The sequence below is a fragment of the Marinibacterium sp. SX1 genome (assembly GCF_050389775.1).
In the GTDB taxonomy this organism is placed as follows: domain Bacteria; phylum Pseudomonadota; class Alphaproteobacteria; order Rhodobacterales; family Rhodobacteraceae; genus Marinibacterium.
The window spans coordinates 96,003-110,014 of record NZ_CP177148.1 but is presented as its reverse complement, the minus strand read 5'-3'; the positions used below and the strand labels follow the sequence as shown (position 1 = coordinate 110,014).

Here is a 14,012-nt window from a genome sequence, read left to right as displayed (position 1 = left end):
CCCGCCGCCCGCTAGTGTCGTTGCATCGGGCGCAGCATTGCATCCCACGGCGGGCCGTCGCTGTGATCGTGCGGCTGAGTCAGGGGCCCTGCTTGAGGGCAAGGATCGCTGACCGCAGACCGTCGCGGTCATCAGGCTGTCCTGCGGCATGAAGCGAAAGACGTGGGCGGCGCCCGGCTTTCAAATGAAACCGCGATGGCCGACGAGCATTGCAGGTATGAACCCCGATACGTGGGCGTCATCATGCGCCACATTGCCAAGCCCGCCCTTTCGTTCATTCTTGTCGCCGACGCGGCATCGGCCCAGACAAAGACCGTGTCGTCCCAGCGCAATATCGACGATGCCGACATCGTGGGGGCGGATGCCAAAAAGATCGGTGACATCGAGGAATGAACTGCACCGGGTTTGCCGGAGGCTGCCTGTCTTTGGTCACAAGGCCATGTCGTCAGTTTCCAAAGCCGCGTAGCCGGCACGATGCGCTTCAACGAAAACCACCATTCCTTCGGCCGGCGGTCGAGCTCTGCCATCGCCAGATACGTTGAGCCCGTGCGAAGGACCTTGATCGCCCGGCGAAGGTCCCGGCTCTCCCGCTCCAGCGCCTTCAGTCTTTCGGCAATCTCGCTCCAGACACCTGCGCGCTTGCTGCTGTCCACCTGGGCCTTCTTGGTCCAGCCGCTCCACGTGTCCGCCGAGCAACCAATCTTCGTTGCAATCGAGGTGATCACCTGACGGCGAGATCCGTGATGGCCCTCGTTGTCGAGAACCATCCGCAGCGCGCACCCAAGAGGCAAACCTGTTCGAGGCCTTGCTCACGATGCTCCACCTTGCTCAGGAGTTGGAGCCTCCGGCAAACCCGGGGCGGTCCGGACGTTTGAGCAATTTGATGGCTCCCCTCCCGGCGCGCTTGGGTCTGGCAGGGAACCAGAATTTCCAAGTCCGACCTGCAAAGCCTCGTTTAGAATGAGCGATCAGCAGCGGGCAGGTCAGTCAGGGTGTCAGATGGGCTGAACATGCACGGCCAAAGCTGTTCACGGGGCCAGTTCTAGATGGCTCTTGCGCCGTGCGTTCGCCTAGCCTGCGGGATCTGACTGACTTCACATTTGCAGAATCCCGCCCTCATCGGGTGGGGCATGTTCAATTCCGATCATCTGACTTTTGCCCATCCTCCAAGTTCAGCTCAGGCGCCGCCAAGGTGCGTTGGACCGCTCTGTCCCCCCAAGGGGATGTGCTCACCGGGTCCCTCCCCGGCGCATGCCAATGCGCCCGCCCGATTGCAAACCACGGGGCACAAGTGCCGAGCCCCCTGCCGGCTTATTCGAGCGACCGCGGGCGCCTAGGTTCGGATGGATCTTGCCAACGGAGACCCACATGAACCTCTTCACCCTTGTCACGACCATCGCCGCCGGACTTGCAGGCGCAGCCAGCGCCGCAGATTTCGATGCCGCCCTGATGGCCCCGGTGCAAGCCTATGAAACGGCCGTGAATGCCGGGGACATTGCGGGCATCAAGGCCGTGTTCACGCCCGACGCCGTCCTGATGGCCCAGAACGCAATGCCTGTCGACGGTGACGCGGTCATCGCCTCATACCAGGGGCTTTTCGGCGCACTCGACCTCGATATCGATTTCACGTTCGAGGAAACAACCGACCTGGGCAATGGATGGGCCATCGTGCGCACCCGGTCGGGGGGCGGCGTCACGGTGAAGGCCAACGATGCGGACCTGCCCAATGCCAACCAGGAATTGTTCGTCCTGCAGGACATCGACGGCACCTGGAAGATCGCGCGCTACATCTATGCCACCACCGCTCCGATGCAGTGATCGTGTGGCTGCCATGCCAAGTCACCCGGCGCGGACAGGCGCCACGGCCGGGTGATCACATGTCAGGGAAGGGACCGCCATGGAAGGACACTGGTTGCTTGGGCCGATACTGGCGGCCATTGCGGCCAACTCCGCGACTGCAGATGTCGGTGCGGGCGCGACATCGGAGCCGATGACCGGCGCAGCGCCAAACCCGGTGGATACCAACCTGGAAGGCGCACAGGCAGCACGGCATGGGCAAGCCGGCGGGCCGATGCACGCCGACACCGACCCGCGAACCCCGGCGCGACAGCCGGATCCGGGCTCGACGGTATGAGCACCGGTGCATCCGGGGGTTGAGCGATGGACACAGTCAGGCCGGACCGTCGGACAGAGCGAGCCAGGCGTAAGGCCCGAACCGCCGCCCGGCGGGGCCAGGCTGGCAGGGCGACATTTCCGTCATCGAAGCGTTTCGTTGCGGTATCAGGCAATACCGCCCCGGGCATTGGGTCCGGGTCATGGTTTGCAGCAAGGTTGCTGGTGGATGGGGGGAGGCAGCGCAGCAAAGGGCCACGCACCCCCACGACCCGGACAATCAGGAGGAGAGACGTCTCATGGGTATCGTGAACAAGGACAACATCACCGACGTCGTCATCGAAAGCCTTGGCCAACACGGCGAGATCAGCGCACGCGATCGGCAAATCATGACAGGCCTGGTCAAGCACCTGCACGCCTTCGTCAAGGATGTGGAACTGCAACACAGCGAGTTCCTCGTGGCCTGCGACTACCTGGCCCGCGCCGGCAAGCTGTGCAGCGACAACCGTCAGGAGTTCATTCTGCTGGCCGATATTCTCGGGGTCGAAGTGCTGGTCGACATGATGACCAACCCGGTCGATGGCGACGAAAGCGAATCCACCGTGCTCGGCCCGTTCTACCGGGAAAACCCGCCGGTCCTGCCCAAGGGCGGCACGACCATCCAGATGCATTTCGACAACGAGGAAACGGCCTATTACGAGGGCTACATCCGCGATGCGGACGGCAAGGGCATCGCCGGGGTAACGCTGGATGTCTGGCAGGACGCGCCCAACGGGGTTTACGAGAACCTCGACCCGAACCAGCCCGAATACAACCTGCGCGGGCGGTTCGAGACCGACGAGACCGGCCACTACGCCTTCACCGCCGTGCGGCCGGTGCCCTATCCCATCCCCGAAGACGAAACCGCCGGGGAATTGCTGCGGTTCATGGGCCATCACCCGAACCGGCCCGGTCACATGCACTTCATCATCTCCAAGGACGGATACCGCCCGCTGATCAGCCAGATCTACGATGCCGACAGCGAATGGCTGGAAAACGACAGCGTCTTTGCCGTCAAGGAAAGCCTGATCGGCAGGTTCAAGCCAGCCCCGGCCGACATGGGCACCGATCTGCATTTCGAATTCGATTTCGTCCTCAAGTCGAAAGCCGGTGCACAGGCCGTGGCCGCAGAGTAACCCGGCCGATATCCCGCGAAAGCCCCCGATCCCGGGGGCTTTTTTCGTGCGGACACGGTATGGTGGAGTTCCGAGGGGGAAACGGGGGGAGCCGGTGAACTTCAAGCAACTGACCTATTTCATGGCCGTGGCCGAAGAGCTGCATTTCGGCCGCGCGGCCGATCGGCTCGACATGGCGCAACCGCCGCTGAGCCGGCAGATCAAGCAGCTGGAAACCGAGCTGGGCGCCAAGCTGTTCAACCGGGGCCGCAGCACCATTTCGCTGACCCAGGCCGGAGAACGGCTGTTCGAACGCGGCGGTTCGATCCTTCGCCAGCTCGACGACACCCGGCTGGAGGTCCGGCGGCTGGGTCAGGGTGCCGAAGGCCGGCTGCGCATTGGTTTTGTCGGTTCCGCGACCTATGGCATCCTGCCCAACATCGTGAAGTCCTTCCGGGCGAATTACAGGGACGTGAACCTGTCGCTTGTGCCGATGAACAATGCCCAGTTGCACCGCGCGCTGGTATCGCGCGAACTGGACGTGGCCTTTGCCCGGCCGGCCCTGAAGGATCCCGAGTTCAAGACGCTGGAACTTCTGGAAGAAAAACTGGTCCTGGCCCTGCCCGACACGGTGGACACCGACGGGCGCAGCGTGGCCCGGCTCGAACGCCTGGCCACGCACAACCTGATCCTCTATCCCGAATACCCCCGGCCCAGCTATGCCGATCTCGTGCTGAACGCCTGCATTGACGCGGGCTTCGAGGTGCCCTTGCGGATCTGGTGCATGGATCTTCAGACGGCGATGAGCCTCGTGGCGGTCGGTGAAGGTGTCTGCATCGTCCCGGAATCCGTGCGGTCTACCCCGCGGATCGGCGTCAAGTTCCTCAACATCGAGCCCGAGATTGCCCGCACGGCGCTATCCGTCAACTACCGGGTGGACGAGCAGGCCGTGCACGTCCAGCACTTCGTGCGGGTGGCCCAGATGGTGGCGCGCAAGGTGCTCTAGCCTCGCGCCCGCCAGCCGCTTCAGACCCCCAGCCAACGTGCCTGGGCCTGGGTGTCGCCCCGGATGCCCGCCGGATCGCCCGCCCACACCACCTGCCCGCGCGAGACCACGGCCACGTCATCGGCCAGCGAGGTTGCGAACCCGAAATTCTGTTCGACCACGATCATCGACAGCCCGCCCTGGCGCAGCTCCTGCAACTTGTCGTGGATCAGCCGCACGATGATCGGGGCCAGCCCTTCTGTCGGTTCATCCAGAATGAGCAGGCGCGGGTTCATCAGCAGCGCACGGGCGATCGCCAGCATCTGTTGCTCGCCGCCCGACAGCTGGGTGCCGCCGTTGTCCAGCCGCTCGCCCAGCCGCGGGAACAGGTCAAGCACCCGTGCCATGGTCCAGTCCCCACCCCCCCGGCCACGGAACCGGGCTTCGGCGATCTCAAGGTTTTCGCGCACGGTGAGCGACGGAAAGATGTCCCGTGTCTCCGGCACGTAGGCGATGCCATCATGGGCGACCCGGAAGGGCTGACGTTCGATCGGCTTGCCGTCGAAGGCGATGGCCCCCGATTTCAGCGGCAGAAGCCCCATGATCGTCTTGAGCGTCGTCGATTTTCCCGCGCCATTGCGGCCGAGAATGGCCAGCACCCGTCCGGCCTGGGCCTTGAGGGACAGGCCATGCAGCACCTGGGTTTCGCCGTAACCCGATTCCACGGTATTCAGTTCAAGCATCTTCCCAGCTCCCCAGATAGATGTCGGACAACAGTTTCGATCCCCGCGCCTCTTGTGGCAGCCCGTCGAATACAACCTCGCCGTAATTCAACACGGTGATCGTGTCCGCCACGTCGAAGGCCAGGTCCATGTCGTGTTCGATGATCAGCATGGTCAGATCGCGCGGCAGGTCGTTGAGCAGATCGTGGAACCCCCTGGACATTTCCGGGCCGACGCCGCTGGTCGGTTCGTCCATCAACAGGACCAGAGGGCGCGTGGCCAGAGCCACGCCGACTTCCAACTGGCGGCGCACGCCGTAGCTGATCTCGGACACCCGGGCATGCAGGTACGGCATCAATCTGACCTGCTCTGCCACCTCGGCCACGGTGTCGCGCACCTCCGGCCGGGTCAGGCTGTCGGACCACAGCCGCGTGGCATGCCCGGCCTTCACCGCGGCCGCCAGCCCGAGGTTTTCCTCGACGGTCAGACCGTCGAAGAGGGTGTTTTTCTGGTAGCTGCGCGACAGACCCCGGCGGCTGCGCAGGGCGACGGGCAACGCGGTGACGTCTTCCCCGGCCAGCAGGATGTCTCCGCTGTCGGGCGTCAATTCGCCCACCAGCAGGTTGAACAGCGTAGTCTTGCCCGCGCCGTTGGGCCCCAGTATCACCCGCCGTTCGCCGCGTTCCAGCTTCAGCGACACATCGCGGGTGACGTGGATCGAGCCAAAGCTCTTGTCCAGGTTCCGTGTCTCAAGCATCGGTCAGCGCCTCCTCGGACTTGGTCTTGCGTGTCGCCTCGGTCAGCCGGCAGTCAAGCCGATCCCCCCAGCGGGCTTCGACCCAACCGAAGATCCCGTTGGCCCGGCTCATCACCACGGCGATCAGGACCAGGCCGACCACGAGGTGCCAGTAGCTGGTCAGCGCGCTGACCTCGTGCTTGAGCAGGACAAAGGCCGCCGCTCCGACAAGCGGCCCGACCAGCGTGCCCAGCCCGCCAAGGATCACGACGACGAGCGCCTCGCCCGAAACGGTCCAGCCCAGCAGCCCGGGCGAGATGTACATGATATGCTGCGCCGCCAGCACGCCGGCCAGGCCCGCGATCATGCCCGACAGGCCGAAGACATCTGCCTTGACCCGCCAGACGGTCAGCCCCAACGCGCGCATCCGCTGTTCGTTGTGCATGACGCCGCACAGCGACCGGCCCAGTCCGGAGCGCAGGATCAGCACCGCCGCGCCATAGACCGCGCCCAGCACGGCCAGGCAGAACAGAGCAAAGCTGCGGCTGTCGGTCAGGTCGATGCCGAGCCCGGTCAGATCCAGCCGCGAGATGCCGCCCAACCCGTCGTCGCCACCGAAGACGGGCGCGTCAAAGATCCAGGAATAGGCCATCTGCCCGAAAGCCAGCGTGGCCATGATGAAATAGATCCCGTGGCTGCGCGCGCAGATGGCCCCGATGGCCCATGAAACCACCCCGGTCAGGGCCACCGCGCCGGCCATGGCCAGCGGCGGCGCCAGCCCGGCATGGGTCGACATCATTGCATAGCCATAGGCGCCGATGCCCATCAGGGCGCCATGGCAAAGCGACACCATGCCCCCGAACCCGGCGACCATGTCCAGTGCCAGTACCAGGATGGCCAGGATCAGGATTTCCGTGAGGATCTCCAGCCCGAAATACTCGGCCGAGAAGGCCTGAAACAGCGCGGCAGCCAGAAGCAGGGCCAGCGTGGCGTAGCGCAGGGTCGTGTGGCGGAACATGGCTTATCCCCTTGCCGGAAAGAGCCCGACAGGGCGGATCACCAGGATCGCGGCAAGCAGGGCGTAGATGAGAACCGAGGCCAGCTGCGGCGCAATCACCGCGCCGAAGGTCTGCACGAAGCCGTAAAGCAGCGACCCGGCGATGGCTCCCTTCAGGGATCCCAGCCCGCCGATCACGATGACGATCAGCGTCGGGATCAGGATCTGCAGGCCGATCTCGGGCGTGACGCTCAGCAGCGGGGCGGCAACGGCCCCCGCGAGACCGGCAAGCGCACATCCCACGCAGAACACCACGAAGAAAAGCCGTTCGACATTGATGCCCAGGCAGGCGGCCATGGCATCGTTGTCGACGCCCGCGCGGATCATCGCACCGATCTGCGTGCGGCCGAGGACAAAGGCCAGCGCACCGAAGACCGCGAAACCCAGCAGAATGATGAACAAGCGATAGGTCGGGTATTCGACACCCAGCAGGTTCAGCCGCCCGTCGAGGACCGCGGGCACCTCGATGGCCAGGGCCAGGTCGCCCCAGATGATGCGGGTTAGGTCGAGCAGGGCGAAGATCAGACCGAAAGTCACGAGAACCTGCGCCATCGGCCCGGATTTGCGCATCCGCCGGATCAGGCCCGCGTAGAGCAACACGCCCACCACGGCGACCAGCAGGGGCGCCAGCAGGAACCCCAGCCAGTAACCGCCGATCCCGGCGAGCGTCGCCGCGAAATACGCGCCGAGCGCATAAAGTGCGCCATGGGCGAGGTTGACGAAATGCATCAGGCCGAAGATGACGGTCAACCCGATGGAAAGCAGGAAGAGCAACATGGACAATTGCAGCGCATTCAGCGCCTGCAGGGTCCAGAAGCCGAGATCGTGTGCCATGGATGGCCCCCTTTCGGATGAATGGTCCGGCCGCGCGATGGCCGCCGGACCGCTGCGCCTCAGTTCGAGACAGGCGCCATCTGGCAGCCGTTGACCGGATCACGCTCGGCCGGCAGCTCGGCCAGGACGGTCTGCGTCATGCCTTCGGCCCCTTCGACCGTCTCGTAGACATAGATCGGCTGGACGACATTGTTGGTGGCCGGATCGATCGACAGCTGGCCGCGCGGCCCCTCGAAACTGACCTGCCGCAGCGCGTCGGCCAGCGAGGCCCGGTCGGTCGCGCCGGCCTTGGTGGCTTCGATCAGGGCCCGGGCCGCGTCATAGCCCTGAACGGCGTATTCCGACGGCACGCGACCGGTCTCGGCGGTATAGGCCTCGGCAAAGCTGCGGTTGGCCGCGGTGTCGATGGTCGGCACGTAATGCAACCCGGTGATGACACCGGCCGCGGCCGGTCCTTCGGCATTGACGTATAGCGGTGAGGTCAGGAAGCCCGAGCCATACAGCGGCAGATCGGCCTTGAGTCCGAAACTGTCGTATTGCTTGACGAAGGATATCGCCTCGCCGCCGGCATAGAAAACAAAGACCGCATCCGCCCCGCTGGCCTTGGCCTGTGCAAGGTAGGGCCCGAAATCCTGGGTCTTCTGGAAGGGCGTGAACTCTTGCCCCACGATCTCGCCACCTGCGGCGGTGAAGGTCTGGACGAAACCGTCGATCATCTGCCGACCGGCCGCGTAATCGGGAGCCAGGGTATAGACTTTCCGAATGCCCTGTTCGTGCATCCAGGTGCCCATCGGGCGGTTCACCTGACCGTTGGAAAAGGACATGCGCGTGATGTAGGGCGAGCAGTCTGACCCGGTGGCATCGTCATTGCCGGCATTGGCCACGATCAATGGCACCTGGGCGCCGTGAACAAGGTCACGCACCGCGCCCAGCACGCCCGACGACACGATACCGGCGATGACGTCGACCTTGTCCTGCAAAATCAGCTTCTTGGCCTTGCCAAGGGCGACCGGCGGCTTGACCTCGGTATCCTCGCGCACGATGTCGAAGGTTGCGTCGGTTTCGCTCCCGAACTGGGCGATGGCCAGGTTGAACCCGGCTTCGATATCGTTGCCGAGCGCGGCATAGACCCCGGAATAGGGCAGCAGCAGACCGACCTTGATGTCCTCGCCCGCAACCGGCGCGGCCAGGCTCGTGGCAAGCCCCAGGGCTGCCAGGATTGCACGTTTCATTTGGTTCTCCTCCTGTTGTCGGGTGGCCCCCTCCGCAGGGCCTATCCCAGGTCTCCGCCCCCGACCGGCACCGTGACGCCGGTGATGTAGGACGCATCATCCGACGCCAGGAACAGGATTGGCCCTGCCTGTTCGTCGAGCGTTCCGTATCGCTTCATGAAGGACGACCCGACCGTCTGATCGACGATGGTCCGATACCAGTCCTCGCGCTGTTCCTCGGCCGCATTGGGGTTGCGCGGCACGATCCTGGGTGGTGCCTCGGTGCCGCCCGGGGCGGTGGCCACGACGCGGATGCCCCGTTCGGCCACTTCCCATGCCAGGCTGGCGGTGATCGCGTTTACACCTCCCTTGGCCGCGGCATAGGGCACACGGTTCAGTCCGCGCGTCGCAATCGAGGAGACGTTGACGATCACCCCGGCCCCCTGCCCCAGCATGTGGTCGATCGCGGCCCGGCAGCAATACAGCGTCGGGAAGAGCGACCGGCGGACCTCGATGTCGATCTGTTTCGGCTCGTAATGCTCGAAGGGTTTGGCCCAGATCGTGCCGCCTACGTTGTTGATCAGGATGTCGATGCGCCCCCAGAGGTCGACGGCTTTTGCCATTGCCTTGTCGCAGCCGCTCCATGTTTCCAGGTTGACCGACAGCGCTTCGGCCGTGCCGCCGGCGTCCCGGATGGCGCGCACGACGTCCTTGCGGGCGGCCGAGCGATCGACGATCAGCACCCGGGCACCTTCGGCCGCAGCGCGTTCGGCGACCTGGCGTCCAATGCCCTGTGCCGCGCCTGTCACGACCATCACCTTGTCGTCGAACCGGCGGGTCATGCCGCGGCAGCTCCGGCCTCGGTGGGGTTGAACTTCTCGTAATGGAAGCTGGCCGGTTCGATGCCCAGCCCGCCGAAATGTGCACGCACCGCATCGACCATCGGCGGCGGGCCACAGAGATAGACATCGCAGTCACCACCGTTCAGGTCGTCGGCCCCCAGGTGATCGGTGACAAAGCCCTTGCGGTCATGTGTTTCGTCGGCGGCGGCCAGGATGGTCACGACGGTGACCTTGCCGATGCGGTCAGCCAGGGCCGTCAGCCGGTCAAGTTCCACCAGGTCGGCCGCGCGGGTGACGGCATAGTAAAGCGTGACCGGATGGTCGATGCCCTTGTCGGCCACCTGCTCAAGCATCGACAGGAAGGGCGCCAGCCCGGTGCCACCGGCCAGCCACACCTGTGGGCGTTCGACGGGACGCAGGTAGAACGCGCCCATCGGCCCGGTCAGGGCCAGGGCGTCACCAGGCGCGGCACGCTGACCAAGATAGCTGCTCATGACACCGCCGGGCAGGTTGCGGATCAGGAAACGGGCCTCGTTGGACCCGGGCGCCGAAGAGAAGGAATAGGACCGCTGGGCATCGGTGCCCGGCACGGTGACATTGACATACTGGCCGGGCAGGAAGCTCAGCGGGCGGGCCAGTTTCACACGCAGGCCGAAGGAGGTATCCGACAGCGCGTCCACGCCCAGCACCTCACCCTCGACCGTCTCGGGCGCGGTCTTGCACAGGGCCGACGTGGCGGGCACCTGCAGCACGCAGTCGCTTTCCGGTATCATCTGGCAGGTCAGGACGTAGCCTTGCTCTGCCTCCTCGTCGCTCATGGATTCATCCATGTAGAATTCAAGCTCGTACTCGCCCTTTTCGGCGAAGCACTTGCAGGTGCCGCAAACCCCGTCGCGGCAATCCATCGGCAGGTTGATCTTCTGCCGGAATGCGGCGTCGGTCACCTTTTCGTCGTCATCACACTGGATGACCCGGGTGACGCCATCCTCGAAATTGAGGGCGATCGTGTAGCTCGTCATTGCATGCTCCTCCCTTGTCCGCGCGCCCCGGGACGGGGCGCGCGCCTGGTCATGGTCGGTCCGATGGGCCGGGTCAGATGTGGTAGACGTCGATCACGTGGTGGATGTGGTCGTTCTTCAGAACGACTTTCTTCGACGTGATCAGCGGCTGCGGGCCACTGGTGTCGATGGTGTAGAACGACGTGCCCCAGTGCTGGTCCGACACCCCGTAGCGGAAGGTCAGCGTGTTCCAGTTGAAGCGCACCTCCAGCACCGCGCCCTCCCGGCCCGTCACCTCGATGTTCGAGATGTTGTGGTTGGTCCGCGGTTCCGGCAGCGACGTGGCAGAGGACCGGTCGGTCTTGATGCGGAACACCCGGTCCTCGATGCCCTGCCGGTTGGGATAAAACATCAGCGACATCTCGTTGGCCGGATCTTCGGTCAAGGTGTCGTCGTCATCCCATGCCGGCATCCAGAACGGGCAGTCCGCATGGTAGAAGGTCAGCCAGGTGTCCCAATCGCGGTCGTCCAGTGCACGGGCCTCGGCGAACAGAAAGCTCTGCAGCTGGTCGAAATCGAAGGCCGGCGCGGTGTCGGGGCGGTCGAGCGTTGCAAGGGTCATGCTCTGTCTCCTCACTCGGCGGCCGTGGCCATGTCGGGGGCACCATCGCGCTCGCTGGCAATGGCCTGCGCCATGCGCTGCGACCAGTTTCCGTGCTGGACGACAAACAGCCCTTCGTCCTCGGTCCGTGCTCCCGACAGCAGAGGCGACACGCCAAGTGCCCGGGCATCCTCGTCCGGCCCCTTGATCCACTGCGTTGCGCCACGGGTCAGGTCGTTCCACCGTGCGTGGCCGGCCCCGGCATACCCGCGCTGGGTGGCCCGGAATTCCTCGGTGTCGTCGGGGGTGGCCATGCCCGAGGCGTTGAAGAAATCCTCGTACTGGCGGATGCGGCGGGTGCGGGCCTCCTGGCTCTCACCCCGCGGCGCGATGCAATAGATCGTGACCTCGGTCCTGTCGACACTGATCGGGCGGAACACCCGGATCTGGCTGCTGAACTGGTCCATCAGGAAGACATTGGGATAAAGGCAAAGGTTGCGCAGCACGCCAACCATCCATTCCGCCTTGGTCCGCCCGTGCTTTGCGGTCCATTCCTCCAGCCGGGGATAAACCGGCCGGTTGGTCGGATCGGCCCATTCCGTCCAGAGCAGGATGTGGCCGTTTTCATAAGCATGGAACCCGCCGCGCTGCTTGGCCCATTTCGAGGCATCCGTGGCCTTGATGTTGTCTTCCTTGCCATCGTCCGTGCGGTGCGCGGTGGTTGCCACGTAGTTCCAGTGCACGGCCGAGACGTGGTAACCGTCAGCACCGTTTTCGGCCTGCAGCTTCCAGTTGCCATCATAGGTATAGGTCGAGGTGCCACGCAGCACTTCCAAACCCTCGTCGGCCTGGTCGACGATCATGTCGATCATCTTGCAGGCCTCCCCCAGATAGTCCTGCAACGGCGGCACATCGGCACTCAGCGATCCGAAGAGGAAGCCGCGGTAATTCTCGAACCGGGCGACCCTTGTCAGGTCGTGGCTGCCGTCCTTGTTGAACTGCTCGGGATAACCGGCGCCCTTGGGATCCTTGACCTTCAGCAGCTTGCCTGTGTTCGAGAATGTCCAGCCATGGAACGGGCAGGTAAAGGTCTTCTGGTTGCGGCGCTTGAACCGGCACAATTGCGCGCCCCGGTGAGAACAGGCATTGACCAGCGCGTGCAGCGCGCCGTCCTTGTCCCGCGTGATGACAACCGGCGTGCGGCCCATGTGAAGCGTGAAGTAGTCACCCGGCTCGGGGATCTGGCTTTCATGGGCCATGTAGATCCAGTTGCCCTCGAAAATGTGCTTCATCTCCAGCTCGAAGAGGTCCTCGTCGGTGAAGATGTCGCGCCGGCACCGGAAAATCCCCGCATCGGGGTCTTCCTGGATGGCGCCGTCCAGGCGCCGTTCCAACGCGTCGAGCGAGCCTTGGGTGAACATGTCTTGGCCTCCTCCTGCCTGCCGCATGGCGCCCCCGCGCCGCGGTCTGGTTGTGCCGTCCTGCGTCGCGGTTCACACCGCCGCGACGGCCTTGATGCTGGTGCCGCCATCGCGGCGGTAGAACGCGATCTTGTCGGGATCCAGCGCGACCCCGATGCCCGGCCCCCGGGGGATTTCGACGCAGAAATCCGAATAGACGATGGGGGTGGCCAGGATCTCGTCGGTCAGCAGGAGCGGGCCGAAGAACTCCGAGCCCCAGTCCAGCGTCTCGACCGTCGCAAACAATTGCAGCGCCGTCGCCGTGCCCAGCCCGGTCTCGAGCATGGTGCCGCCGTAGAGCCCCATGCCTGCCGCCCGTCCGATGGCCACGACCTCGGCTGCGCGTTTCAGCCCGCCCGATTGCGCAACCTTGACGGCAAAGACATCCGCCGCCCGGATTGCTGCAACCGACAGCGCATCTTCGGGGCCGTTCAGCGCCTCGTCGGCCATCACGGCAATCTCGTTGCCCGCGGTCAGCTCGGCCATGGCCTCGCGATAGCGGGCCTGCACGGGCTGTTCCACCAGTTCGCATCCGACATCCTGCAGGGCGCGCAGGCCATGGCGGGCATCGGTCAGGCCCCAGGCCTGGTTCACGTCGACCCGGACACTGGCCGCATCGCCGAGCGCAGCTTTGATCCGGGCGACATGGGCCACGTCCTCGGCCACCGCCCGCTTTCCGATCTTCAGCTTGAAGATGTTGTGGCGGCCGGTTTCGATCATTTCCTCCGCCTCGGCGATATCGGTGTCGCTGTTGCCCGAAGCCAGCGTCCAGGCCACCGGCAGGCGGTCGTGGACAGCCCCGCCGAACAGCTGGGACACCGGTGCATTCAGCCGTTTGCCCAAGCCGTCCCACAGCGCGGATTCAACGGCCGCCCTGGCTATGCGGTTGCCCTTGACCAGCTTGTCGACCAGGTTCAACGCGCCGTTGATGTCATCGCCATCACGCCCGATCAGCACCGGCGCGATGTAGCTCTCGATGGCCGACACGATGCTCTCGGGGCTTTCCGGGCCATAGCTCAGCCCGCCGATCGTCGTGCCTTCGCCCAGCCCCTCGGACCCGTCCGAGAACCGCAGGCGCACCAGCACGGCGGTCTGGGTCCGCATGGTGGCCATGGACAGGACATGTCCCCGGATGGTCGGGATGTCGAGGATGGTTGTCTCGATCAGGTCGATCTTGGTCACGGGTCTCACCGGGTCTTCTGGTTTCGGTTGACCCGCAGAGTGGTGCCTTCAGTGTCGTTCTGTCGATGACGGTTGGGGTCTCGGGTGATACCTCTCGATACAAGTTCGGCGCAGGCGG

The 14,012-nt window shown here is 64.7% G+C and carries 14 protein-coding genes; 3 read left to right on the top strand and 11 right to left on the bottom strand.

Features of this window, described 5'->3' with window-relative positions; all coding sequences use genetic code 11:
• Positions 1 to 131: 131 nt before the first annotated feature.
• Positions 132 to 767 (bottom strand): hypothetical protein, encoded by a 636-nt coding sequence (locus ACK3BB_RS24930; RefSeq protein WP_428929425.1) that lies wholly within the window; start codon positions 765 to 767, stop codon positions 132 to 134.
• 601 nt (positions 768 to 1,368) lie between these two features.
• On the opposite strand from ACK3BB_RS24930, the gene ACK3BB_RS24925 reads away from it, so the two are divergent.
• The 3 genes from ACK3BB_RS24925 (at position 1,369) to ACK3BB_RS24915 (ending at position 4,272) form a co-directional block, all read left to right on the top strand.
• Positions 1,369 to 1,818 (top strand): YybH family protein, encoded by a 450-nt coding sequence (locus tag ACK3BB_RS24925; RefSeq protein WP_428929424.1) that lies wholly within the window; start codon positions 1,369 to 1,371, stop codon positions 1,816 to 1,818.
• 593 nt (positions 1,819 to 2,411) lie between these two features.
• Positions 2,412 to 3,287, top strand: coding sequence for a dioxygenase (locus tag ACK3BB_RS24920; RefSeq protein WP_428929423.1), 876 nt, complete (start codon positions 2,412 to 2,414; stop codon positions 3,285 to 3,287).
• Positions 3,288 to 3,381: 94 nt separating this feature from the next.
• Positions 3,382 to 4,272: a LysR family transcriptional regulator gene (locus ACK3BB_RS24915; RefSeq protein WP_428929422.1), complete on the top strand. Its 891-nt coding sequence runs from the start codon at positions 3,382 to 3,384 to the stop codon at positions 4,270 to 4,272.
• Positions 4,273 to 4,292: 20 nt separating this feature from the next.
• Here the strand turns inward: ACK3BB_RS24915 and ACK3BB_RS24910 are convergent, their stop codons facing one another.
• The 10 genes from ACK3BB_RS24910 to ACK3BB_RS24865 all read right to left on the bottom strand — a co-directional run bounded on the left by ACK3BB_RS24910 (position 4,293) and on the right by ACK3BB_RS24865 (position 13,894).
• Entirely contained in the window at positions 4,293 to 4,994 is a 702-nt protein-coding gene (locus ACK3BB_RS24910) for an ABC transporter ATP-binding protein (RefSeq protein WP_428929421.1), read from the bottom strand.
• Complete coding sequence (locus ACK3BB_RS24905; protein WP_428929420.1) at positions 4,987 to 5,730, bottom strand: ABC transporter ATP-binding protein; 744 nt, start codon at positions 5,728 to 5,730, stop codon at positions 4,987 to 4,989. The genes ACK3BB_RS24910 and ACK3BB_RS24905 overlap by 8 nt, the downstream gene beginning before the upstream one ends.
• Positions 5,723 to 6,727, bottom strand: coding sequence for a branched-chain amino acid ABC transporter permease (locus tag ACK3BB_RS24900; RefSeq protein ID WP_428929419.1), 1,005 nt, complete (start codon positions 6,725 to 6,727; stop codon positions 5,723 to 5,725). Before ACK3BB_RS24900 ends, ACK3BB_RS24905 begins: the two co-directional genes overlap by 8 nt.
• Before the next feature lie 3 nt (positions 6,728 to 6,730).
• Positions 6,731 to 7,600 (bottom strand): branched-chain amino acid ABC transporter permease, encoded by an 870-nt coding sequence (locus tag ACK3BB_RS24895; RefSeq protein ID WP_428929418.1) that lies wholly within the window; start codon positions 7,598 to 7,600, stop codon positions 6,731 to 6,733.
• 59 nt (positions 7,601 to 7,659) lie between these two features.
• Entirely contained in the window at positions 7,660 to 8,832 is a 1,173-nt protein-coding gene (locus ACK3BB_RS24890) for an ABC transporter substrate-binding protein (protein ID WP_428929417.1), read from the bottom strand.
• Between the two features lie 41 nt (positions 8,833 to 8,873).
• Complete coding sequence (gene benD / locus ACK3BB_RS24885; protein ID WP_428929416.1) at positions 8,874 to 9,653, bottom strand: benzoate diol dehydrogenase BenD; 780 nt, start codon at positions 9,651 to 9,653, stop codon at positions 8,874 to 8,876.
• Positions 9,650 to 10,672, bottom strand: a complete 1,023-nt coding sequence (gene benC, locus ACK3BB_RS24880; RefSeq protein WP_428929415.1) for a benzoate 1,2-dioxygenase electron transfer component BenC — start codon at positions 10,670 to 10,672, stop codon at positions 9,650 to 9,652. Before benC ends, benD begins: the two co-directional genes overlap by 4 nt.
• Before the next feature lie 73 nt (positions 10,673 to 10,745).
• Positions 10,746 to 11,273, bottom strand: a complete 528-nt coding sequence (benB, locus tag ACK3BB_RS24875; protein WP_428929414.1) for a benzoate 1,2-dioxygenase small subunit — start codon at positions 11,271 to 11,273, stop codon at positions 10,746 to 10,748.
• Between the two features lie 11 nt (positions 11,274 to 11,284).
• Positions 11,285 to 12,673, bottom strand: coding sequence for a benzoate 1,2-dioxygenase large subunit (gene benA / locus ACK3BB_RS24870; protein WP_428929413.1), 1,389 nt, complete (start codon positions 12,671 to 12,673; stop codon positions 11,285 to 11,287).
• Positions 12,674 to 12,745: 72 nt separating this feature from the next.
• Positions 12,746 to 13,894 (bottom strand): muconate/chloromuconate family cycloisomerase, encoded by a 1,149-nt coding sequence (locus ACK3BB_RS24865; RefSeq protein WP_428929412.1) that lies wholly within the window; start codon positions 13,892 to 13,894, stop codon positions 12,746 to 12,748.
• Between the last annotated feature and the right edge of the window lie 118 nt (positions 13,895 to 14,012).

Coding starts and splice junctions, on each gene's coding strand:
- ACK3BB_RS24910 (WP_428929421.1), bottom strand. CDS start 4,994: ATGCTTGAACTGAATACCGTGGAATCGGGTTACGGCGAAACCCAGGTG.
- ACK3BB_RS24900 (WP_428929419.1), bottom strand. CDS start 6,727: ATGTTCCGCCACACGACCCTGCGCTACGCCACGCTGGCCCTGCTTCTG.
- benB (WP_428929414.1), bottom strand. CDS start 11,273: ATGACCCTTGCAACGCTCGACCGCCCCGACACCGCGCCGGCCTTCGAT.
- ACK3BB_RS24930 (WP_428929425.1), bottom strand. CDS start 767: ATGGTTCTCGACAACGAGGGCCATCACGGATCTCGCCGTCAGGTGATC.
- ACK3BB_RS24895 (WP_428929418.1), bottom strand. CDS start 7,600: ATGGCACACGATCTCGGCTTCTGGACCCTGCAGGCGCTGAATGCGCTG.
- ACK3BB_RS24905 (WP_428929420.1), bottom strand. CDS start 5,730: ATGCTTGAGACACGGAACCTGGACAAGAGCTTTGGCTCGATCCACGTC.
- benD (WP_428929416.1), bottom strand. CDS start 9,653: ATGACCCGCCGGTTCGACGACAAGGTGATGGTCGTGACAGGCGCGGCA.
- benA (WP_428929413.1), bottom strand. CDS start 12,673: ATGTTCACCCAAGGCTCGCTCGACGCGTTGGAACGGCGCCTGGACGGC.
- benC (WP_428929415.1), bottom strand. CDS start 10,672: ATGACGAGCTACACGATCGCCCTCAATTTCGAGGATGGCGTCACCCGG.
- ACK3BB_RS24925 (WP_428929424.1), top strand. CDS start 1,369: ATGAACCTCTTCACCCTTGTCACGACCATCGCCGCCGGACTTGCAGGC.
- ACK3BB_RS24890 (WP_428929417.1), bottom strand. CDS start 8,832: ATGAAACGTGCAATCCTGGCAGCCCTGGGGCTTGCCACGAGCCTGGCC.
- ACK3BB_RS24920 (WP_428929423.1), top strand. CDS start 2,412: ATGGGTATCGTGAACAAGGACAACATCACCGACGTCGTCATCGAAAGC.